Below are 21,804 nucleotides of genomic sequence, written 5' to 3'. Positions count from 1 at the left end.
GCTTCCGGCCGCTGGGTAGACTGGCCCGGTACGCCCCATCTGCCGCGCAATGTCGCACAGCAGCGACCCGAGGCCGCAGAACGGACGTGACGGCATGCCTGCGCACGAGCAGATCCCGACCCCCTGGTGGGCCCGTGCCGTGCGGCCGGAGCGGCCGCCGGTGCCGGTGGTGCTGATGGTGCGGGCGGCGGTCGGGTTGCTGGTGCCGCTGGCGGCGGGGTTGTGGGCGCACCGGCTGGACCTGGGGGTGTTCGCCGCGCTGGGGGCGATGCACGCGACGATGAACGACCGGGACGAGCCGACGCTGCTGCGGGCGGGTCGGATCGGGTCGGCGGTGGCGGCTTCGGCGCTGGGGATGCTGGTCGGTACGGCGTTGCAGCACGCGCACGTGGGCGCGGCCGGGCTGGGTGCGGGGCTGACGCTGACGGCGTTCGTGTCGGGTGCGTCGAGTGCGACCGGCCCGCGCGGGTCGGCGGCGGGGATGCTGCTGCTGGTGTCGGCCGCGTTGGGCAGTGGGATGCCGTTGCCGTCGCCGTGGTGGGCGGCGGCGCCGATGATGCCGGCCGGTGCCGCTCTGGTCGTGCTGTTGGGCCTGCCGGCCACCGCGCACCGCCGGCCCGCCGCCGATCCGCGCAACCGGGCGCTGGCCGCCGTGTACGAGGCGCTCGGCCGCACCCTCGCCGATCTGGGTACCGCGCGGGGCGCGGAGTCCCGCCGGGTGCTGACGGCCCGGCTGAACCGGTTGCAGGACCTGCTGCCGAACCACGGCCGGGCGGAACGCGCCGGCCTGCGCCCGATGTACGAGGCGGCCCTGGCCGCGACGGAGGCGGCGACCGGCCTGCTGTGGGCCTGGCGGCCCGTGCCGGCGGAGGTGGCCGCGGTGCCGGGGCGGCTGGCGGAGGCGGTGCGGCGGGGCGGCGGCGAGGTGGAGGTGCCGGACTGGCGGCCGGACACCCCGGCCCGGCAGGCGCTGGACGAGGCGCTGCGGGCCGCCGCCGAGGCCGTGGCGGGCCGCCCGGCGCGGATCGGCACCGCTGCGGCGCCCCCGCCGGATCCGTGGCGGCTGCGGGCCGGGCTGCTGTCAGGACCGTCGGTCCGGTACGGCCTGCGGGTGGCGCTGTGCATCGCGGCGGGTTCGGTGGTGACGGCCGACTTCCCGCTGAGCAAGAGCTACTGGGTGCCGATGACGATCGCCTTCGTGCTGAAGCCGGATCTCGGTTCGGTGTTCCTGCGCGCGGTGAGCCGTGCGGTCGGCACGGTGCTCGGTGTGGTGGTGACGGCGGCGCTGCTGTCGCTGACCACCGAGGAGTGGGCGCTGACGGCGATGGCGGCGCTCTGCGTCGCGCTGCTGCCGTACGCCACGGCGGTGCACTACGGGCTGAACACCGTGGTGATGACGCCGATGGCGCTGGTGCTGCTGCAACTCGGCGGGCAGAGCAGCGCGGCCGAGTTCTGGCCCCGGGTGCTGGACAGCGTGCTGGCGAGCGCGGTGGTGCTGCTGTTCGGCTACCTGCTGTGGCCGGAGCGCCCCCGCCACCGGATCGAGCCCCGGCTGGTCACCGCGACGACCGCGCTGCGCGCCTACCTGGACGCGGTGACCGACCACCGGAGGACGGGCGAGGTGTGGCTGCGCCGTACGGCCTACCGGTCGTTGGCGGACGCCCGGGAGGAGGTGCGGCAGGGCCTGGCCGAACCCCCGCCGACCGGCCGGCTGGCCGAGCAGTGGCTGCCGGCCACGGCCGCGCTGGAGCGGCTCGGCGGCGCGGTGGCGGCGTTCGCCGCGCAGATCCGGTACGGCGGACGGGTGCCGGATCCGGCCGAGACGGAGCGGGTCCGCCGGGCGCTGGACCAACTGACCGCGGCGGCCCGGGCGCACCGGCCGCCGACCAGGCCCGCGGCCCGGCCGAGTGCGCCGCACGACCCGGCGCTCAGTGCGCTGGGCCGTGCGGCGGACGAACTCGAACTGCTGCTCAGGAAGCGGTAGTTCGGGCGCGGAAGGCGGCGGTTCAGACCTGCTCGGCCAGCTCCAGCCAGCTCATCTCCAGCTCCTCCTTCTCCTCCCGGACGGCGCGCAGCTGCCCGTCCAGTTCGGCGACCTTGGAGAAGTCGGCGGCGTGCTCGGCGAGTTGGGCGTGCAGCTTGGACTCCTTCTCGTCCAGCTTGGCGATCTGCCGCTCCAGCTTCTGCATCTCCTTCTTCGCGGCGCGCAGGTCCCCGCCGGACAGGGTCTCACCGGCGGGGGCGCCCGAGGCGGCCGGCGCAGGAGTCGCAGCGGCGGCGGTGGCGGCCATCCGCGCCCGCCGCTCCAGGTACTCGTCCACGCCGCCCGGCAGCATCCGCATCTTCCGGTCGCCGAGCAGCGCGTGGACGACGTCCGTGGTCCGCTCGATGAAGAACCGGTCGTGGCTGATGACGACCATCGAGCCGGGCCAGCCGTCGAGCAGGTCCTCCAGCTGGTTGAGGGTCTCGATGTCCAGGTCGTTGGTCGGCTCGTCGAGGAACAGCACGTTGGGCTCGTCCATCAGGAGCCGCAGCAGCTGGAGCCGCCGCCGCTCGCCGCCGGACAGGTCGCCGACCGGCGTCCACTGCTTGTCCTTGCCGAAGCCGAACTGCTCGCACAGCTGCCCGGCACTCATCTCCCGGCCCTTGCCGAGGTCGACCCGCGAGCGCACCTGCTCGACGGCCTGCAGCACCCGGGTCTCCGGGTCCAGTTCGGCGATCTCCTGCGACAGGTAGGCCAGCCGTACGGTCTTGCCGACCTTGATCACGCCGGAGGCCGGCTGCACGTCGCCCTCGGAGGCGTACGCGTCGCGCATGGCGCGCAGCAGCGAGGTCTTGCCGGCGCCGTTCACGCCGAGCAGGCCGATCCGGTCGCCGGGGCCGAGCTGCCAGGTGAGGTTCTCCAGGAGGAGCTTGGGACCGGCCTTGACGGTGACGTTCTCCAGGTCGAAGACGGTCTTCCCGAGCCGGGCGTTGGCGAACTTCATCAGCTCGCTCCTGTCCCGGGGCTCCGGCACGTCCGCGATCAGGGCGTTGGCCGCCTCGATCCGGTAGCGCGGCTTGGAGGTGCGGGCGGGGGCGCCGCGGCGCAGCCAGGCGAGCTCCTTGCGGGCCAGGTTCTGGCGCTTCTGCTCCTCGACGGCCTCGATCCGGGAGCGCTCGGCGCGGGCGAAGACGTAGTCGGAGTAGCCGCCCTCGTACTCGTGCACCTCGCCGTGCTGGACGTCCCACATCCGGGTGCAGACCTGGTCGAGGAACCAGCGGTCGTGGGTGACGCAGACCAGCGCGGAGCGGCGCTTCTGCAGGTGCTGGGCGAGCCAGTTGATGCCCTCGACGTCGAGGTGGTTGGTGGGCTCGTCGAGGATGATCAGCTCCGGGGAGCCGAGCAGCAGCTTGGCGAGGGCGATGCGGCGGCGCTCGCCGCCGGAGAGCGGGCCGATGACGGTGTCCAGGCCGTCGGCGAAGCCGGGCAGGTCGAGGCCGCCGAAGAGGCCTTCGACGATGTCGCGGATCCGGGCGTCGCCGAGCCACTCGTGGTCGGCGCGGTCGGCGATGACCTCGTGCCGGATGGTGGCCTCGGGGTCGAGCGAGTCGTGCTGGGTGAGGACGGCCGGTTCGAGGCCGCCGCTCCAGGTGATCCGGCCGCCGTCGGGCTCCTCCAGCTTGGCGAGCATCCGGATCAGGGTGGTCTTGCCGTCGCCGTTGCGGCCGACGACGCCGATCCGGTCGCCCTCGCTCACGCCCAGGCTCACCGCGTCCAGCAGGGTGCGGGTGCCGTAGACCTTCGTGACGGACTCGATGGTGGCGAGGTTGACGGCCACGTGTGCTGCGCTCCTGGGTTCGGCGGTCGCGGGGCGGCCCGCCCTCGGCGGTGGGCGCCCCCTCTCGGGGGCTCCCCGATCACCCCAGCCTAATGGGCCCGGCCGAGAGCCCCGGACGCGTCAGGAAACCACCGCGGCCCCGGGCACCGGCCCGTACGTGGCGTGCGCGGCCCGGCAGGTGCCGGAGGCCAGCAGGGCCGCGGCGACGGCGGTGGCCGCCTCGGCGTCCTTGGCCAGGAAGGCGCAGGTCGGCCCGGAGCCGGAGACCAGGGCGCCGAGCGCGCCGGCCTCGGTGCCGGCCCGCAGGGTGGCGGCCAGCGAGGGGCGCAGCGAGAGCGCCGCGGCCTGGAGGTCGTTGGCGAGCGCGGCGGCCAGGGCGACGGCGTCGCCCTCGGCGAGGGCGGCGAGCAGCGCCGGGTCGGCGTCGGGGGTGCGGACGTCGGTGTCGCTGGAGCCGGTACCGGCCTCCTCGCGCAGCCGGTCGCACTCGCGGAAGACGGCGGGGGTGGACAGCCCGCCGTCGGCGACCGCGAAGACCCAGTGGAAGGTGCCGGAGACGGCAAGGGGCTCCAGGATCTCGCCCCGGCCGCGGCCCAGCGCGACACCGCCGAGCAGGGCGAACGGCACGTCGGAGCCCAGTTCGGCGGCGAGCTCCAGCAGCGTCTCGAAGGGCGTGTCGAGCTTCCACAGCGCGTCGCAGGCGACCAGCGCGGCGGCGCAGTCGGCGCTGCCGCCGGCCATGCCGCCGGCCACCGGGATGGCCTTGGCGATGTGCAGGTGCACGCCCGGGTCGGCGATCCCGTGGTGGGCGGCGAGCAGCCGGACGGCGCGGGCGGCGAGGTTGCTGTCGTCGAGCGGGACGGCGTCGGCGTCGGGCCCGGAGCAGGTGAGCGTGACGCCCTCGCCCGGGGTCGCCGTCACCTCGTCACCCAGCGCGACGGCGAAGAAGACGTTGGCCAGGTCGTGGAACCCGTCGGCGCGCAGTCCGCCGACCCCGAGCTGGACGTTGACCTTGGCCGGTACCCGTACGGTGATCACTCACTGTCCTTGGCAGGCTTGTGCTCGGCGATCGCGGCGAACTGCTCCACCGTCAGCATCTCGCCGCGCAGCTTGTGGTCGATGCCGGCGGCCGCGAGCGCCTGCTCGGCCCCGGCGGCGGAGCCGGCCCAGCCGGCCAGCGCGGCGCGCAGGGTCTTGCGGCGCTGGGCGAAGGCGGCGTCGACCACCGCGAACACCTCCGTGCGGCTGGCGCTGGTCTTCGGCGGTTCGCGGCGGACCAGCGAGACCAGTCCGGAGTCCACGTTGGGGGCGGGCCAGAAGACGTTGCGCCCGATCGCGCCCGCCCGCTTCACCTCGGCGTACCAGTTGGCCTTGACCGACGGGACGCCGTACACCTTGTTGCCGGGCTTGGCGGCGAGCCGGTCGGCGACCTCGCTCTGCACCATCACCAGGGTCCGCTCGATGCTGGGGAAGGTCGCCAGCATGTGCAGCAGGACGGGCACGGCCACGTTGTACGGCAGGTTGGCGACCAGTGCGGTGGGCGCCGGCCCGGGCAGCTCGGCGACCTCCATGGCGTCGCTGAACACCAGGTCGAAGGCGTCCGCCTTGCCGGGCATCCGGGCCGCGACGGTGTCCGGCAGGTGCTGGGCGAGCACCGGGTCGATCTCGACCGCCGTGACGTGCCGCGCCACCTCCAGCAGCGCCAGCGTCAGCGAGCCGAGCCCGGGCCCGACCTCCACCACCGCGTCCTGCTCTGTCACCTCGGCGGCCCGGACGATCCGCCGCACGGTGTTGCCGTCGATGACGAAGTTCTGCCCGCGCTGCTTGGTCGGCTTCACGCCGAACGCGGCCGCCAGCTCCCGGATGTCGGCGGCGCCCAGCAGGTGGCTGTCAGGGGTGGGGTCGGTGGTGCTCACGCGCCAAGGATACGGGCGCACGGGCCGGCGCCCCGACGCACCGATCCCGCGGAGGCGCCTCAGTACCCGAAGGCCCGGGCGGTGTTCGCCGCGACGGCCGCCGACAGCTCGTCCTCGTGCAGGCCCAGGGTGGCGGCCATCGAGCGCACCGTGACGGGGATCAGGTACGGCGCGTTCGGCCGTCCCCGGTAGGGGTGCGGGGTGAGGAAGGGGGCGTCGGTCTCGACCAGGATCCGGTCGAGCGGGGTGGCCAGCAGGGCGTCGCGCAGCGGCTGGTTGGCCTTGAAGGTGACCGGTCCGGCGAAGGACAGGTACCAGCCGTGCTCGGCGCAGACCTTGGCCATCTCGGCGTCGCCCGAGTAGCAGTGGAAGACCGTCCGCTCCGGGGCGCCCTCCGCCAGCAGGACGGCGATGACGTCCTCGTGGGCGTCGCGGTCGTGGATGACCAGGGCCTTGCCGTGCCGCTTGGCCATCTCGATGTGACGGCGGAACGACTCCTTCTGGATCTCCACGCCTTCCGGCCCGGTCCGGAAGTAGTCCAGGCCGGTCTCGCCGACGGCGAGCACCTGGGGCAGGGCGGCCAGCGCGTCTATCTCGGCGAGCGCCTCGTCCAGCGCCGCCTGTCCGCCGGCGGGCCGCTGCTGCCCGGACCAGCCGTCCGGGTCGCCCAGGAAGATCCGCGGCGCCTCGTTGGGGTGCAGGGCGACGGCCGCGTGCACCTGCTCGTACGAGGCCGCCAGTTCGGCGGCCCAGCGCGAGCCGGGCACGTCGCAGCCCACCTGGACCACCGTGGTGACCCCGACCGAGGCGGCCCGGGCGAGCCCCTCGGCCGGGGTGCCGGCCTGCATGTCGAGGTGGGTGTGCGAGTCGGCCACCGCCACGGCCAGGGGTTCCGGCAGCGGCGGCGGGGTCGACCGGTCGTCGTCCTTGGCGGGCATCAGGAGGCCGGCTTCTCTTCGAGGCGCGGGAACAGGATCTCGCCCTTGGTGACGGTGGCACCGGCGGGCAGCCGGCCCCAGTCACCGGCGGTGGCGACGGGCTGGGCGGCGAGCGCGCCGAGGCCCTCGGCGGCACCCAGGGAGGCCCACAGCTTCTCGGCGGTGGACGGCATCACCGGGTTGAGCAGCACCGCGGTGCCGCGCAGCGACTCGGCGGCGGTGTAGAGGATGGTGGCCAGGCGGGCCTGCCCCTCGGCCGACTCGTCCTTGGCGACCTTCCACGGCTCCTGCTCGGTGAGGTAGCCGTTGACCTGCTTGACGAACTCGAAGACCGCCGCGAGGCCGCCGGCGAAGTCCAGCTCCTCGCCGATCTTCCGGTCGGCGACCTCGACGGCGGTGCGCAGCCCGTCCGCGACGGCCTGCTCGGCGTCGCCGTGCGCGGCCGAGGCGGGCAGCGCGCCGCCGAAGTACTTGCCGACCATCGCGGCGACCCGGGAGGCCAGGTTGCCGAAGTCGTTGGCGAGCTCGGAGGTGTAGCGGGCGGTGAAGTCCTCCCAGGAGAACGAGCCGTCCGTGCCGAACGGGATGGCCCGCAGGAAGTAGTAGCGGTAGGCGTCCACGCCGAAGTGCGAGGTGAGGTCGGTGGGCGCGATGCCGGTCAGGTTCGACTTGGACATCTTCTCGCCGCCGACCATCAGCCAGCCGTTGGCGACGACCCGCTTGGGCAGCGGCAGGCCCGCGGCCATCAGCATGGCCGGCCAGATCACCGCGTGGAAGCGCAGGATGTCCTTGCCGACCAGGTGCACGGAGGCCGGCCACAGCTCGGCGAAGCGCTCCGGGTCGCTGCCGTAGCCGGCCGCGGTGATGTAGTTCTGCAGCGCGTCCACCCAGACGTAGAGGACGTGCTTCTCGTCCCAGGGCAGCGGGACGCCCCAGTTGAAGGTGGAGCGGGAGATCGAGAGGTCCTTGAGGTCCTGCTCGACGAAGCGCAGCACCTCGTTGCGGGCCGAGGCCGGCTGGATGAAGTCGGGGTTGGCCGCGTAGAACTCCAGCAGCCGCTCGGCGTAGGCGGAGAGCCGGAAGAAGTAGTTCTCCTCCTCCAGCCACTCGACCGGCTTCTTGTGGACGGAGCAGAGCTTCTCGTCCTCGGTGGCGCCGTCCAGCAGCTCGGCGGGGAGCTTGAACTCCTCGCAGCCGACGCAGTACGGGCCGGAGTAGCCGCCCTTGTAGATCTCGCCCTTGTCGTACAGGTCCTGGACGAACTCCTGCACCCGGGCGGTGTGCCGCTCCTCGGTGGTGCGGATGAAGTCGTCGTTGGCGATCTCCAGGTGCCGCCAGAGCGGCTTCCAGGCCTCCTCGACCAGCTTGTCGCACCACTCCTGCGGGCTGACGCCGTTGGCCTCGGCGGTCCGCATGATCTTCTGGCCGTGCTCGTCGGTGCCGGTCAGGTACCACACCTTCTCGCCGCGCTGGCGGTGCCAGCGGGTGAGGACGTCGCCCGCCACGGTGGTGTACGCGTGGCCCAGGTGGGGACGGTCGTTGACGTAGTAGATCGGAGTGGAAACGTAGTACGCCGGGGCGCTCGCCCCGGTGGTGCTGTGGTCTGCAGTGGCCGCCATGGTCGGAAAGCTTAGTCGGGCCCGTACGCACCCCTCGACCGCGTTCCGGCCCGGTGGTGCGGCGGGGCCGCCCGCCGCACTGCTCGCGGCGGGCGGCCCCGGGTCCGCGCCCGGTCCGGCGGTCAGCGCAGCAGCCGCGCCCAGAACCGGGCCCAGCGTCCGCGCGGCTTCACGGGCCCGGACACCGCGGGCGTCGCGGGCGGTCCGGCCGGCTCGGCGTGCGCGGGGTAGCCGGGGGCGTGCTGCCAGGGCTGGTCGGCGGAGGCCACCCGGCCCTCGCGCATGATCCGGACGGTGTGGCCACCGCATCCCGGGCAGGTCGGCTTGAGCAGCGGGGACGGTACCCGGACACCGTTGGCGTGGTACTCGAACACGATGTGGCCGTCCTTGGCCACGTGGTGCTCGATGTCGTACGCCTGCTCCCAGCCGTACCCGCAGCGCAGGCACGCGAAGGAGTAGGCCTCCCGCACGGTTTCGACGGGAGTGTGCGCCCGCCCCGCCAGGCCGGGGACGTTCAGCGCGTTGCCACTGCGGGGGCTACCGATCGTGTCGCTCATAGCCAACTCCCACTTGCCCGTCGGGCGCTCGCCCGGCTGGGTCTTCCCATTCCAGGAAATGCCCGGACCGCCCCGGCCGACGCCCCTCTTGTGAAAGCTTGGAGGCGGGTTGGCAAGCCCTATACGAAGGGCCTCCCGGAGCCCCTCCACCAGGACCGAAACTTCAGCTCAGGGGGTGTTTACCGGGGCCTTCTCTCCACGGTACGACTCCCCGTCCGCCCCGCAACCCCCGGGATTCACCCCTTTTTCAGGGCCTCCTCCGAGGCCTCCTTCTTGGCCGCGACCACCGCGTCGAAGACCTCCCGCTTGGGCACGGACAGTTCGACCGCGACCGCCGCGATGGCCTCCTTGCGCCGCTCCCCGGCCTCCTCCCGGACGGCCACCAGCCGGGCCAGCTCGGCCGGGGTCAGCTCCCGGGGCGCGGCCGGCGGGGCGCCCGCGACCACGACGGTGATCTCGCCCTTGACGCCCTCCGCCGCCCAGGCCGCCAGTTCGCCGATCGGCCCGCGCTTGACCTCCTCGTAGGTCTTGGTGAGCTCGCGGCACACCGCGGCCGGGCGCTCCGGCCCGAAGGCCTCGGCCATCGCGGCGAGCGCCTCGGCGATCCGGTGCGGCGCCTCGAAGAAGACCATGGTGCGCGGCTCGGCCGCGATCGAGGCCAGCTGCCGGGCCCGGTCGCCGGTCTTGCGCGGCAGGAAGCCCTCGAAGGTGAAGCGGTCGACCGGCAGTCCGGACAGCGCCAGCGCGGTGAGCACCGCGGACGGCCCGGGCACCGCGGTGACCTTGACGTCCGCCGCCACGGCCGCCGCCACCAGCCGGTAGCCGGGGTCGGAGACGGAGGGCATCCCGGCGTCGGTGACCAGCAGCACCCGGGAGCCGCCGAGCAATGCCTCGACCAGTTCGGGGGTGCGGCCGACCTCGTTGCCCTCGAAGTAGGAGACGACCCGCCCGGCCGGGGTCACCCCGAGCGCCTGGGTGAGCCGGCGGAGCCGCCGGGTGTCCTCGGCCGCGATCACGTCCGCCGTGGCCAGCTCGGTGAGCAGCCGGGGCGGGGCGTCCGAGACGTCGCCGATGGGGGTGCCTGCGAGAACGAGTACTCCTGTCACGGGCCCCATCCTTGCAGTTCCCGGGCGCCTGGGCTTTTGGTGACGATTCGGGCAGCTTCCGAGGGACCGCTCACGCGTACGAGGAGCGCCCCTACGATGTGGCGGATGAACGGCGACACGGCGGCGCAGGCGCCCACTGGTACGGACCACTCCGCGCAGGGCGGTGCCGGCCTGCCGTCCCCCCGCTCACCCGGATCCCCGTCCCCCCTCAGCTGGCGGGAGCGCCTGGCCGGACACGGCTACCGCGCCCGCCCGACCGGCACGCTCACCGAGCGCCTGGTCCCGCCGATGCCGGACGGTCCCGGGGTGACGACGCCCGACGTCCCGCAGTCCCCGGTGCTGCTGCGCCTGGGGATCAGGCTGCCGCAGGGCCTCTGGTACTTCCTGTGCCGCTGGTCCGGCTGGCTGGGCCCGGTCGCGGTGGCGGTGTTCGCCGGGCTGCTGCGGTTCACCGACCTCGGGCAGCCGCACGCGATCATCTTCGACGAGACGTACTACGCCAAGGACGCCTACGCGCTCTGGCAGGGCGGCTACGAGATCAACTGGCCGGAGGACGCCAACACCACGATCATGACGCCGGGCGCGGCCGTCCCGTACCGCGCGACGGCGTCGTACGTGGTGCACCCGCCGGTCGGCAAGTGGATCATCGGCGCGGGCGAGCAGCTGTTCGGCATGAACCCCTTCGGCTGGCGGTTCGCGGTGGCCCTCCTCGGCACCCTGTCGGTGCTGATGCTGGCCCGGATCGCCCGCCGGATGTTCCGCTCCACCCTGCTGGGCTGCGTGGCCGGCCTGCTGCTCTCGGTGGACGGCCTGCACCTGGTGCTCAGCCGGACGGCGCTGCTCGACCTGGTGGTGATGTTCTGGATGCTCGCCGCCTTCGGCTTCCTGCTGCTGGACCGGGACCGCACCCGGGCCCGGCTGGCGGCGCGACTGGGCGGGGTGGCGGACCCGGCGTCGGCCCAGCGGATCAACCTGGGCTGGCGCCCGTACCGGATCGCGGCCGGCGTCTGCGTCGGCCTGACCTGCGCCACCAAGTGGAGCGGCCTGTACGTCGCGGCGGCCTTCGGCGTGCTGACCGTGCTGTGGGACGTCGGCGCCCGCCGGCTGGCCGGGGCCCCGCGCCCGTACCTGGCGGTGCTGGCCCGGGACGTCGTGCCGGCCTTCGTGTCGGTCGTCGTGGTCTCGGTGGCCGTCTACCTGGCCTCCTGGTGGGGCTGGTTCGCCAGCAGCAACGCGCCCGGCCGGGGCGGCTGGGGCCGGGACTGGGCGGTCGGCCGCTCCACCGACTACCCGTGGATACCGGAGGGCCTGCGCGCCCTGTGGCACTACCACTCGACGGTCTACGAGTTCCACACCCACCTGACCGACCCCCACACCTACCAGTCCAACCCGTGGTCCTGGCTGGTGCTGGGCCGTCCGGTGTCCTTCTACTACGAGTCCCCCAAGTACGGCCAGGACGGCTGCACCGCCGCCGACTGCGCCCGCGAGGTGCTGGGCATCGGCACCCCGCTGCTGTGGTGGACGGCCGTGCTGGCGCTGGTCTACTGCCTGTGGCGCTGGGCGTTCCGGCGGGACTGGCGGGCGGGCGCCCTGCTGTGCGGCCTGGCCGCGGGCTACCTGCCGTGGTTCCTGTACCAGCAGCGGACGATCTTCCTCTTCTACGCGGTGGTCTTCGTCCCGTTCCTCGTCCTCGCCGTGACGATGCTGATCGGTGCGCTGATCGGACCGGCCGGCGCCTCCCGGGACCGCCGGATCATCGGCTCCGCGACGGCCGGGCTGCTGGTGCTGCTGATCATGTGGAACTTCCTGTACTTCTTCCCGCTGTTCACGGGGCAGACCATCCCGCTGGAGGACTGGCGCGCCCGGATGTGGTTCAACAGCTGGATCTGAGCCGCCGACCCGGCCGGGAGACGGCCGACACACCGTTCCCCCGGGACGTCCGTACCCGGTCCACGACACGTACCAGATCCGTCACAAGTCCCCGGCGTTTCGTCGGCGTCCTCATCAGGGCTGCCTAGGGTGGTGCACGTACCGCGTTTCCGGCCCCGCCGGTTGCGCCCGGCCGCGAGACCCCTGGGGGATTTGCACCATGCGCAGTGGCGCGAAGATCGGCATCATCACCGGCGTGTCCGTCGTCGTCCTCGCGGGCGGTGGCTACGGGGCGTACAGCCTGATGGGCGGTTCGGAGTCCGGGTCCGGCGACAAGCCCCGCACGGTGGTCGCCGACCCGCCCTCGGCCGACCAGGCGGCGAGCGGTGCGAAGGACTTCCTGGCGGCCTGGGCCTCCGGCGACATCGCGAAGGCGGCCTCGCTCACGGACGACCCGGCGGCCGCCACCACCGCGCTGACCGCCTTCAAGACCCAGGTGAAGCCCAGCGCGCTGACCCTCACCCCGGCCGGTCCGGCCACCCCGCAGGCCTTCGCCTCGGCCACCGGCACGCCCTCCCCGGCCAAGCCCACCGGCGCCGCCTCGGCGAGCCCGTCGGCCACCGGCACCGCCGGCGCGAGCGACTCGCCGTCCCCCGCCCCCGGGCCGACCGGCGTGCTGATGGGCTTCAAGGCCCGCGCAGAGTTCGAGGGCACCAGCCGGGTCTGGGACTACAACGGCTTCCTGAACGTCGTGAAGATGAGCGACAACACCCCAGCCGTGCACTGGGCGCCCTCGGTCATCCACCCCCACCTGTCCGGCAACGAGACGATCGCCACCCAGCAGGTCTTCGCCCCGCCGTCCACCCTGGTGGACCGCAACGGCAAGGCGCTGCAGGGCGCCTCGCTCACCCCCGCGCTGATGGCCAGCCTCCAGGACAACGCCCGCAAGCTGCTGCCGCCGGACCCGAACAAGGACCAGGACGCGGGCAGCGCGGTGGTGATCACCGACCCGTCCGGCAAGACCGCCGCGGACAAGCTGTTCACCATCGTCGAGCCCAAGCCCGGCAAGCCGTTCAAGGTGACCATCGACAACACCCTCCAGGCCGCCGCCGAGAAGGCGATGACCGACCTGGGCGGCAAGCAGGGCTCCATCGTCGCGATCGAGCCGAGCACCGGGCAGGTGCTGGCCTTCGCCAACGCCCCGGCCACCGGTCAGAACCGGGCCTTCACCGGCCTGCTCGCCCCCGGCTCGACGATGAAGATCGTCACCTCGACGGCCCTGCTGGAGGCGGGGCTCAGCCCGGACTCCCCGGTCGCCTGCCCGGAGAAGAGCAGCAACCCGGTGGCGATCCCGAACGACTTCCCCGGCGCCTACCCGGACTACACGCTCCAGAAGGACTTCATGGTGTCCTGCAACACCGCCTTCATCAACCAGGGCCTGACCAGCCTCAAGCCCGAGACGCTCGCCGGCACCGCCAAGGACGTGTACGGCATCGGGCAGGAGTGGAAGACCGGACTGCCGAACGCCGACGGCAGGATCCCGGCGACCCCGGGCAGCAAGGACGAGCAGGCCATGAACTACATCGGCCAGGGCAAGGTCCAGATGAACCCGCTGGCCATGGCCTCGATCACGGCGACCGTCCAGAGCGGCTCGTTCAAGCAGCCGATCCTGGTCGCCGGCCTGCCGCAGCAGCAGGCGGCCCGGCAGATCTCGCCGGACGTCGCCGCCAAGCTGCGCGCGATGATGAACGCCACCGCCGTCGGCGGCACGGCCAGCCAGGTGATGGCCGGGATCACCGACAACGCGGGCGCCAAGACCGGCTCCGCCGAGGTGCAGGGCGCGTCCACCACCAACAGCTGGTTCACCGCCTTCCGCGGCAACCTCGCGGTCGCCGCCGAGGTCCAGGGCGGCGGCCACGGCGTGGACGCGGCCGGCCCGGCCGTCGCCTCGCTGCTCAAGGCCGGCCACTAAGGGCCTGGCACGCACCGGAGCCCGCCCCGCCGTCACCGGCGCGGCGGGCTCCGCCGCGTCACGGCCCGTCGGCAGCCCGGCTCAGCGCCGCGGCACGGCCCCCGTCGGCGGCCCGGCTCAACGCCGCACGGCGGGCGCCGGCACGTCCGGCAGCGGGCGCGGCGGCACCGGACGGCGGCTGCTCCAGCGCCGGGCCGCCAGCCGGGGCCAGATCATCAGCACGGCCGGCAGCGCCAGGTACCCGAACCGCCCCGCCGGGGCGAGCGTGAAGGCGATCGCCAGGCCGGCGGCCAGCAGGTCGGCGGCGGCTATCGCGGAGACCGGTGGCCGGGCCAGCAGCCAGATCGCCACCCCGATCAGGGCCGTGGTCATCAGCGCCAGCGAGACGGAGTGCCCGGTCGGCCCGAAGCCGGCCAGCACCTTGCCGGGCAGCGGGCTGCCGGCCGGGGTGCGGATCGCGGTCATCCCGAGCGGGAAACGCACCACCTGGTCGCGCAGCGCCTGCGGCTGGGTCAGCACCGACGGCAGCAGCACCGCCGCGCTCACCCCGACGCCGATCAGCGCGGTGCGGGCGGCGGGCCGGCGGCCGTACAGCCGCCACAGCAGCAGGACGGCCACCGGTAGCGCGGGCCAGGCGGTCCACTTCAGGCTGCAGGCGAGGGCGAGCACCAGCCCGGCACTGACCGTGCGGTCCCGCTCGGCGAGCGCCATGGCCAGGCAGCAGACCCCGATCAGCGGCAGGTCCACCCCGCCGACGACGAGGGCGAGCGCTATCAGCGGCGAGGCGGTGAGGACGGCCAGCGGCAGCAGCGGTGCCCGGTCGCGGGACGGCCGCAGCAGCCGCCAGGCGCCCAGCAGGCAGGCGACGAAGGTGAGGGCGAACCAGATCCGGGCGTCCCCGGCGACCCGGGCGAAGGCGGTGGAGTTGCCGAGCAGCTGGCGCGGCAGCCCGAACAGGGACATCGCCGGCAGGTACGGGTTGTAGTCGGTGACCACCACCGGGTGCGGGAGGTAGACGTCGCCGGTGGTGAGCAGCAGGTGGGCCGAGCGTTCGACCACCATCACCTCGGACTGGTGCCGGCCGGTCACGGCGAGTAGTCCGAGCGGGGCCAGCACGGCTCCGAGCAGGGCGACCACGGCGGCGGCCTCGGCCGCGTAGCGGCGCGGCAGGGTGAGGCACAAAAGCCCGGCCACGACGTAGGCGGGGGCCGCGACGAGGCCCCAGAGCCGCTGGTTGGCCAGGTCGGAGACGAGCGGGAAGGCGGCGGCCCAGCCGGCCGCGATCAGGCAGCCGAGCAGTTGGACCCAGCGCAGCGAGGCGAGCCGGGCGGGATTCCACCGATCGGGCGTGGGTGGAAAGGTGCTCTCAACACGCTGTCGGGGGAACGGCCGGGTGGAGGAACTCCTCGGCGGCCGTCCCGGTCTGGACGGCGGTTCGGCGCTGATGGACGGGGCCGGCGTTCTGGCGCGGCCGGTGAAGCGGCCGCGCGGGCGGGAGAAGCCGGGCGTGCGGGTGCTCACCATGGTGGAAGGTTATGGGTGCGGGACGGGCCCTGTCGCCATCGCGTCGGGCCGTCGCCCGGGGTTTACGCGCGTAGGGCCGCCCGGTGTCGTACCTGGCGGCGGCCCTTCACGATTGGGTAACGGCACGGTCAGCCGGCGTTGGTCTCGGCCGGGAGCTGCTGTTCGGCCCGCTCCAGCCGGGAGTGCTTGATGCTGTAGCCGAAGTAGACGACCACGGCGACGGCGAGGGCGATCGCCCCGGCCCGGAAGGTGTCGGCGTGCAGGCCGGTGATCAGGTAGATGCAGAAGCCGACGCTGATCAGCGGGACCACCGGGTAGCCGGGGACCTTGAAGCCGCGCGGCAGGTCGGGCTGGGTGCGGCGCAGGATGATCACGCCGACCGAGACCACCGAGAAGGCGATCAGGGTGCCCAGGCTGGTGATGTCGGCCAGGACGTTGAGCGGGATGAACGCGGCCAGCGCGCCCACGCCGAGGCCGACCACCAGGGTGTTCCAGACCGGGGTGCCGGTACGCGGCGAGAGCTGGGCGAAGCGCTTGGGCAGCATGCCGTCGCGGCCCATCGAGTACAGGATGCGGGTCTGGCCGTAGATCACCACGAGGGTGATGCTGAAGATCGAGATGATCGCGCCGACCGCGAAGACGATCGCGGGCCAGCTCTGGCCGGTGATGTCCTGGAGGATCTGGGCGAGCCCGGCCTCCTGGCCGTCGAACTTGTTCCAGGGCTGGGCGCCGATGCCGGCCAGGGCGACCAGGATGTAGAGCAGGGTCACCACCACCAGCGAGATGATGATCGCCAGCGGCAGGGTGCGGCGCGGGTTCTTGACCTCCTCACCGGCGGTGGACACGGCGTCCAGGCCGATGAAGGAGAAGAAGATGCTGGAGGCGGCCATCTGCACGCCGCCGATGCCCAGCGGCATGAACGGGGTCAGGTTGCCGGAGTGGAAGCCGGTGAGGGCGACGCCGATGAACAGCAGCAGGATGAGGATCTTGATCCCGACCATGGCCGCGTTGACCTTCACCGACTCGCTGACGCCGCGGACCAGCAGGAAGCAGACCATGGCCACCAGCAGCAGCGCCGGCAGGTTGAACCAGTGGCCGCCGCCGGGGGCGCCGGAGAGCTGCTCGGGGATCCTGAACCCGAAGGTCAGGTCGAAGAACTTGTTCAGGTACTCGGCCCAGCTCACCGCGATCGCGGAGGCGGAGACGCCGTACTCCATCAGCAGGCAGATGCCGACGCCGAAGGCGACGCCCTCGCCGAGGGTGGCGTAGGCGTAGGAGTACGAGGAGCCCGACACCGGGATCGCCGAGGCCATCTCGGCGTAGCAGAGCGCGGTGAGTCCGGCGGTGACCGCGGCGATCACGAAGGACAGGATGACGGCCGGCCCGGCCTGCGGCACGGCGCTGTTGAGCACGAAGAAGATGCCGGTGCCGATGGTGGCGCCGATGCCGATCGCGGACAGCTGCCAGAGGCCGATCGAGCGGCGCAGGTGGATGCCGGAGCGTCCGCCCTCCTCAGGTGCACCGGCCGGAAGGCCGTGGCCCTCACTCTCCGCGATCAGGGTCGAGACGGGCTTGCGTCGCAGCAGACGCGCACCGAGGGTGTTGCTGGCCAAAACTGCGGTCCTTCTAGGCGAGGGAGGGTGTCCTAGCGGCCGGTCACCGGAGGCACGTGGGAGGTGTCATGGGGGACCAACCGAACAAACATGGGACAGTACCCCGCGAAGACACCAGTGTCGCAAACAAACAATACCGATCGGCGCATTGTACGAATCGGCGCATCAGACATAACAAACCGGACACTTCGCACCCGTTGCATCTCCGACCGGTCTGCTGAACCGTCCAGTTCACGGCGCCTGACCGGCCTCAGCGGCCGAGCACCGCCCGCATCACCGAGCGGGCGATCGGCGCGGCCAGCGCGCCACCCGTGACGTCCGTGGCGTCACTGTCCGCGACCACCACGGCCACCGCGACCGGCGGCACCGCGTCCGAACCGGCCGGCTCGGCCCAGGCGATGAACCAGGCGTACGGCGTACCGCTGTTGCCCACCCCGTGCTGGGCGGTGCCGGTCTTCCCGCCGACCACCGCCCCGGCGATCCGGGCGTTCCCCCCGGTGCCGTGCTCCACCACGTCGATCATCAGTTTCCGCACCTGCGCCGCCACTCCCGGGGTGACCGCCCGCCGGTAGACCTGGGGCTTCATCAGCTCCACCTCGGTGCCGTCGCTCCTGGTCAGCTTGTCCACCAGCTGTGGACGCATCACCGTCCCGCCGTTGGCGATCCCGGCCGCGACCATCGCCATCACCAGCGGGGTGGCCGCCGTGTCGAACTGCCCGATCGAGGAGAGCGCCAGCTGGGACGGGTCCATCGAGGTGTCCACGGTGGACCGGGCCGGGCGCACCGGCACATCGAGCCGCGGGTCGTTGAAACCGAAGCCCTCGGCCGTCTCCACCACCCTGGACAGCCCGGTCCGCACCCCGAGGTAGCCCAGCACGCTGTTGCAGCTGGCGGTCATCGCGGCGTCCAGCGACAGCCCCGGCCGGTCGCAGTCCGCGCTGTCGTTGACCAGCGGCGTGGTCGTCCCGGGCAGCACGTACGGGAAGGGGGCGTCGGTCGGCGCGCCCGGGTCGGTGACCACCCCGGCGGTCAGCGCCGCGGCGGCGGTGACCACCTTGAAGGTCGAGCCCGGCGGGTAGGTCTGGCGCAGCGCCCGGTTGAGCACCGGCTGGTCGGTGTCGGCCTGCAGCCGGTTCCACGCCGTCCGGTCGGCGCCCGAGGAGCCCGCGAAGCCGCCCGGGTCGTAGGAGGGGGTGCTGGCCAGCGCCAGGATCCGGCCGGTGGCCGGCTCGATCGCCGCCACCGCGCCCTTCTGGGCGCCGAGCCCGCTCATCGCGGCCTGCTGGGCCGCCGGGTCGATCGTGGTGTACACGTCCCCGCCGGGGTTCTGCCGACGGGTGAGCGCGTCCCACAGCGACCAGCCGGTCAGCCGGCCGTCGGTGCCGGTCAGCAGGCCGTCCTCGGTGCCCTCCAGCTGGCTGGTGCCGTACGCCTGGGAGGCGAAGCCGGTGACGGCGGCGTACGTCGGGCCGTCGGTGTAGGTGCGCTCGTACGCGTACCGGCCGCCGGAGGGCCGCGAGCCGGTCACCGGCCGGCCGCCGACCAGGATGTCGCCGCGCGGGCGGGCGTAGCGCTCGACGGTGAGCCGCTGGTTGGCCTGGTTGCGGTCGAGGTCCCTGGACTCGAACACCTGCACCCGGGTGGCCTGCACGCACAGCGCCCCGACCAGCAGCAGGCAGAAGGTGGCCGCCCGGCGTCCGGTGACCGAGATCCCGGGCAGTCCCTGCGGGCCGTTGCCCCGCGGTCGGGTCGAGGCCATCAGCCCACCTCCGGCACCGGCGCCGGACGCCGGGCGTCATGGCTCATCCGCACCAGCAGCGCGACGACGATCCAGTTGCTGACCACCGAGGAGCCGCCCTGGGCGATGAACGGCATGGTCATCCCGGTCAGCGGGATCAGCGCGAGCACCCCGCCCGCCACCACGAACACCTGCAGGCCCAGGGTCGCCGCCAGCCCGATCGCCAGCAGCCGCCCGAACGGGTCGCGCAGCGCGATGCCGGTCCGGAAGCCGCGCGAGACCAGCACCGCGTACAGCAGGAACACCGCGACCAGCCCGGTCAGGCCGAGCTCCTCGCCGATGGTCGCGAGGATGAAGTCCGACTTGGCGGCGAAGCCGATCAGCACCGAGTGCCCGTTGCCCAGCCCGGTGCCCAGCTCCCCGCCCCAGGCGAAGGCGAACAGCGACTGGGCGATCTGGTTGGCACCCCTGCCCGCCGCGATCGAGCCCAGCGGGTCCAGCCAGTCCACCACCCGGCTGTGCACGTGCGGCGAGAGCCGGCCCACCGTCACCGCGCCGACCGCCGCCAGGCCCAGGCCGATCGCGATCCAGCCGGTACGCGCGGTGGCCACGTAGAGCATCACCACGAACAGGCCGAAGTACAGCAGGGACATCCCGAGGTCGGTCTCCAGCACCAGCACCCCGACGAAGGCCGCCCAGATCATCAGCACCGGCCCCAGCACCCGCCCGCGCGGCAGCTGCCAGCGCCAGACCCGGCGGCCGGTGAGCGCCAGCGCGTCCCGGTGCACCGCCAGGTAGGCGGCGAAGAAGACGGCCAGCAGGATCTTGGCGAACTCCCCGGGCTGGAAGGACAGCGGCCCGACGACGATCCAGATCCGCGAGCCGTACACCGGCGGGAAGAAGATCGGCGCCACCAGCAGGACCAGCGCCACCAGCGCCCCGACGTACGCGTAGCGCCGCAGCCGGCGGTGGTCGCGCACCAGCAGCAGCACGGCGATGAACAGCGCCACCCCCAAACCCGACCAGAGCAGCTGCGCGGAGGCCGCCTCGCGGCCCGGGGTGGCCCGGTCGAGACGGTGGATCACCACCAGCCCGATCCCGTTGAGCAGCACCGCGATCGGCAGCAGCAGCGGATCCGCGTACCGGGCCCGCCACCGGACCGTGCCGTGCGCCGCCAGGGCGAGCACGCCGAGCGCGGCCCCGTACCGGGCGGCGTCGGCCGGCACCTCGCCGTCGAGGTTCACGCCCACCTCGACGTAGCCGAACACCGCGGTCAGGACGGCGGCCAGCACCAGCACCAGCTCGGTGGTGCGCCGGCTCGGCACCGGCCGGTTCGGCCGGGCGGCGGATCTCGTCACGGCGGAGGGTGTCGCCACGGACCGTCCTGGGAGAGGCGGGGAGTCGAAGCGGCGGACCGGGTACGGGCACCGGCGCCTGGTTCGTCACCCTAACGAGCGTTATCCACAGGTTCGGGTTCTTCGCTGCGGTGTGTCCGCGATTGCGGCCGCCGCCCTCACTCCGGCCGCCGTCCGGCCAGCGCCGCCAGCCCGGCCGCGGCCGCCGTGAACAGGGCGACGGCCAGCAGCGCTTCGCCCCAGGGCACGGCCAGCCGCCCGGTCCGGGCCGCGGTCACCACCCCGCGCACCGCAGCGTTGGCCGGCGAGAACGGCACCACCAGCGCCGCCGCGGACAGGCCCAGCGCCGCCAGGATGCCGTACGGCGCGCGGACCGGCACCGGGCGGTTGCCCAGCGATCCCGCCAGCGCCCCCAGCAGCACGCACGCCACCGAGGTGGCCAGCCCGGCCAGCAGCGCCCGGCCGACGCCCGGATCCTGCTGCGCCCCCCGGTTGACCACCGCCCCGCTGATCCACCACAGCACCGCCACCTCGCCCGCCGCCAGCACCAGACCGGCCGTCAGCGCCGCCAGCAGCGCGCCCAGGTGCACCCGTGCCGGGCCCGCCACCGCGACCAGGCAGGCCCGCGAGGCCGGCGGCTCGGCGGTCAGCGCGCTGCGCACGTACCAGGCGCTCACCGGCACCAGCAGCCCCGCGCCGTAGCCGAGCCCGCCCAGCAGCGGATCACCCGGCGTCACCCCGATCACCATCAGCAGCGCGAACGCCAGGAACGGCGGCAGCCAGGCGTGCGAGCGCACCAGCAGCTCCAGGTGGTACCGGGTCAGCGCCCCGACCTGCCTCACCGCCGCTCCTCCCGTCGACGCACCGCCAGCACCCGTACGGCCGGGCGGCCGAGCAGCAGACCGCGCAGCAGCGCGTCCGAGTGCTCGGCCGCCACCGTCAGCCGCACCGCCGTCCCGCCGAGCGCGGCGGACTCCGGCGCACCGGGCAGCCGCTCCGGCAGCGGGGCACCGTCCGGGACGTCCACCTCGATCTCCATCACCGGCCCGCCTCCGTCCACCGCCCGCGGCGACTCCTCCACCACCGGGCGCAGCCCGCCGTCCGTCCCGACCCGGTAGGCGGCGCTGGTCCGCCCGGCCAGCCGGGCCGGGTCGTGGTCCACGAACAGCACCGCGGCGCCCGCCGCCGCCCGCTCGGCCGCCGCCTCGTCCAGCACCGCCCTGGCCTCGGGGTCCAGCCCGGTCCAGGCCTCGTCCAGCAGCAGCACCCGGGCCTCGGCGATCAGCGCCTGCGCCACCGCGACCTTCTGGCAGGTGCCCTTGGACAACCGGCTCAGCGGGGTGCCCGCCCGGTCCGCGATGCCGAACCGGTCCAGCCACTCCCCGGACCGCCGCCGCGCCACCGCCTCCGACAGCCCGTGCACCCGGCCCACCCGCAGCAGGTACGAGGCGGCGTCGAAGGGCAGCGCCGGCGGGAAGCGCTCCGGCACGTACGCCGCGGCCCCGGACCGCACCACCCGGCCGGTGCTCGGCCGCTCGATCCCGGCCACCAGCCGCAGCAGGGTCGACTTGCCGCTCCCGTTCGACCCGGCGATCCGCACCAACTCCCCCGGCCCGACGGCCAGCCGGACATCGCGCAGGATCCACCGGCCGCCCCGCCCGTACCGCTTGCCGACCGCCGTCAGCTCCGTCCGCACGCCGCCTCCCTCCGCGCCGTACGAAGGCTATCCGCCGCGGGTAAGGCCCGCGTGAGCACGGCGGACGGCAATGGCCCCCG

At 73.6% G+C, this 21,804-nt stretch carries 16 protein-coding genes; 3 read left to right on the top strand and 13 right to left on the bottom strand.

Annotated elements, in window-relative coordinates; translation table 11 throughout:
• Positions 1-94: 94 nt before the first annotated feature.
• Positions 95-1,984 (top strand): FUSC family protein, encoded by a 1,890-nt coding sequence (locus tag ACIRVF_RS01075; protein ID WP_402811939.1) that lies wholly within the window; start codon positions 95-97, stop codon positions 1,982-1,984.
• Between the two features lie 22 nt (positions 1,985-2,006).
• On the opposite strand, the gene ACIRVF_RS01070 is transcribed toward ACIRVF_RS01075, so the two are convergent.
• The 7 genes from ACIRVF_RS01070 to rsmI form a co-directional block, all read right to left on the bottom strand.
• Positions 2,007-3,821: an ABC-F family ATP-binding cassette domain-containing protein gene (locus ACIRVF_RS01070; RefSeq protein WP_402811937.1), complete on the bottom strand. Its 1,815-nt coding sequence runs from the start codon at positions 3,819-3,821 to the stop codon at positions 2,007-2,009.
• Positions 3,822-3,941: 120 nt separating this feature from the next.
• Positions 3,942-4,859 (bottom strand): 4-(cytidine 5'-diphospho)-2-C-methyl-D-erythritol kinase, encoded by a 918-nt coding sequence (locus ACIRVF_RS01065; RefSeq protein ID WP_402811934.1) that lies wholly within the window; start codon positions 4,857-4,859, stop codon positions 3,942-3,944.
• The gene (gene rsmA, locus ACIRVF_RS01060; RefSeq protein ID WP_402811931.1) at positions 4,856-5,737 is read right to left on the bottom strand and encodes a 16S rRNA (adenine(1518)-N(6)/adenine(1519)-N(6))-dimethyltransferase RsmA; all 882 of its coding nucleotides are present in this window, start codon (positions 5,735-5,737) and stop codon (positions 4,856-4,858) included. Before rsmA ends, ACIRVF_RS01065 begins: the two co-directional genes overlap by 4 nt.
• 59 nt (positions 5,738-5,796) lie before the next feature.
• Complete coding sequence (locus tag ACIRVF_RS01055) at positions 5,797-6,675, bottom strand: TatD family hydrolase (RefSeq protein WP_402811929.1); 879 nt, start codon at positions 6,673-6,675, stop codon at positions 5,797-5,799.
• A complete protein-coding gene (gene metG, locus ACIRVF_RS01050) occupies positions 6,675-8,294 on the bottom strand; it encodes a methionine--tRNA ligase (RefSeq protein ID WP_402811927.1) in 1,620 nt (539 codons plus the stop codon). Before metG ends, ACIRVF_RS01055 begins: the two co-directional genes overlap by 1 nt.
• A gap of 122 nt (positions 8,295-8,416) precedes the next feature.
• On the bottom strand, positions 8,417-8,851 hold the full coding sequence (locus ACIRVF_RS01045; protein WP_402811924.1) for a hypothetical protein: 435 nt from the start codon (positions 8,849-8,851) through the stop codon (positions 8,417-8,419).
• Between the two features lie 236 nt (positions 8,852-9,087).
• Positions 9,088-9,957 carry a 16S rRNA (cytidine(1402)-2'-O)-methyltransferase gene (gene rsmI / locus ACIRVF_RS01040; protein WP_402811922.1) on the bottom strand — a complete coding sequence of 290 codons (870 nt, stop codon included), beginning with the start codon at positions 9,955-9,957 and terminating at the stop codon, positions 9,088-9,090.
• Positions 9,958-10,062: 105 nt separating this feature from the next.
• Here rsmI and ACIRVF_RS01035 point away from each other — a divergent pair, with 105 nt between their 5' ends.
• Together ACIRVF_RS01035 and ACIRVF_RS01030 are read left to right on the top strand one after the other, a co-directional pair.
• Positions 10,063-11,847, top strand: coding sequence for a dolichyl-phosphate-mannose--protein mannosyltransferase (locus ACIRVF_RS01035; protein WP_402811919.1), 1,785 nt, complete (start codon positions 10,063-10,065; stop codon positions 11,845-11,847).
• Between the two features lie 199 nt (positions 11,848-12,046).
• On the top strand, positions 12,047-13,798 hold the full coding sequence (locus ACIRVF_RS01030; protein ID WP_402811917.1) for a penicillin-binding transpeptidase domain-containing protein: 1,752 nt from the start codon (positions 12,047-12,049) through the stop codon (positions 13,796-13,798).
• Positions 13,799-13,915: 117 nt separating this feature from the next.
• On the opposite strand, the gene ACIRVF_RS01025 is transcribed toward ACIRVF_RS01030, so the two are convergent.
• The 6 genes from ACIRVF_RS01025 to ACIRVF_RS01000 all read right to left on the bottom strand — a co-directional run bounded on the left by ACIRVF_RS01025 (position 13,916) and on the right by ACIRVF_RS01000 (position 21,724).
• A complete protein-coding gene (locus tag ACIRVF_RS01025; RefSeq protein ID WP_402811914.1) occupies positions 13,916-15,322 on the bottom strand; it encodes a glycosyltransferase 87 family protein in 1,407 nt (468 codons plus the stop codon).
• Positions 15,323-15,450: 128 nt separating this feature from the next.
• Positions 15,451-16,935: an amino acid permease gene (locus tag ACIRVF_RS01020; protein WP_402811911.1), complete on the bottom strand. Its 1,485-nt coding sequence runs from the start codon at positions 16,933-16,935 to the stop codon at positions 15,451-15,453.
• Between the two features lie 250 nt (positions 16,936-17,185).
• Entirely contained in the window at positions 17,186-18,694 is a 1,509-nt protein-coding gene (locus ACIRVF_RS01015) for a penicillin-binding transpeptidase domain-containing protein (RefSeq protein ID WP_402811909.1), read from the bottom strand.
• On the bottom strand, positions 18,694-20,031 hold the full coding sequence (locus tag ACIRVF_RS01010; RefSeq protein WP_402811906.1) for an FtsW/RodA/SpoVE family cell cycle protein: 1,338 nt from the start codon (positions 20,029-20,031) through the stop codon (positions 18,694-18,696). The genes ACIRVF_RS01015 and ACIRVF_RS01010 overlap by 1 nt, the downstream gene beginning before the upstream one ends.
• 155 nt (positions 20,032-20,186) lie before the next feature.
• Positions 20,187-20,870 carry an ABC transporter gene (locus tag ACIRVF_RS01005; protein WP_402811903.1) on the bottom strand — a complete coding sequence of 228 codons (684 nt, stop codon included), beginning with the start codon at positions 20,868-20,870 and terminating at the stop codon, positions 20,187-20,189.
• Positions 20,867-21,724 (bottom strand): ATP-binding cassette domain-containing protein, encoded by an 858-nt coding sequence (locus ACIRVF_RS01000; RefSeq protein ID WP_402811901.1) that lies wholly within the window; start codon positions 21,722-21,724, stop codon positions 20,867-20,869. Before ACIRVF_RS01000 ends, ACIRVF_RS01005 begins: the two co-directional genes overlap by 4 nt.
• Positions 21,725-21,804 lie beyond the last annotated feature (80 nt).

Source organism: Kitasatospora sp. NPDC101157, from assembly GCF_044768255.1.
GTDB lineage: Bacteria > Actinomycetota > Actinomycetes > Streptomycetales > Streptomycetaceae > Kitasatospora.
Note: the sequence above shows the minus strand (reverse complement) of the source record. Positions and strands in the feature narration are given on the sequence as shown.

What these genes read in the sequence shown, in the direction of transcription:
- ACIRVF_RS01025 (WP_402811914.1), bottom strand. Translation starts at nt 15,322, where the DNA reads ATGGTGAGCACCCGCACGCCCGGCTTCTCCCGCCCGCGCGGCCGCTTC.
- ACIRVF_RS01030 (WP_402811917.1), top strand. Translation starts at nt 12,047, where the DNA reads ATGCGCAGTGGCGCGAAGATCGGCATCATCACCGGCGTGTCCGTCGTC.
- ACIRVF_RS01015 (WP_402811909.1), bottom strand. Translation starts at nt 18,694, where the DNA reads ATGGCCTCGACCCGACCGCGGGGCAACGGCCCGCAGGGACTGCCCGGG.
- ACIRVF_RS01075 (WP_402811939.1), top strand. Translation starts at nt 95, where the DNA reads ATGCCTGCGCACGAGCAGATCCCGACCCCCTGGTGGGCCCGTGCCGTG.
- ACIRVF_RS01035 (WP_402811919.1), top strand. Translation starts at nt 10,063, where the DNA reads ATGAACGGCGACACGGCGGCGCAGGCGCCCACTGGTACGGACCACTCC.
- ACIRVF_RS01045 (WP_402811924.1), bottom strand. Translation starts at nt 8,851, where the DNA reads ATGAGCGACACGATCGGTAGCCCCCGCAGTGGCAACGCGCTGAACGTC.
- metG (WP_402811927.1), bottom strand. Translation starts at nt 8,294, where the DNA reads ATGGCGGCCACTGCAGACCACAGCACCACCGGGGCGAGCGCCCCGGCG.
- ACIRVF_RS01055 (WP_402811929.1), bottom strand. Translation starts at nt 6,675, where the DNA reads ATGCCCGCCAAGGACGACGACCGGTCGACCCCGCCGCCGCTGCCGGAA.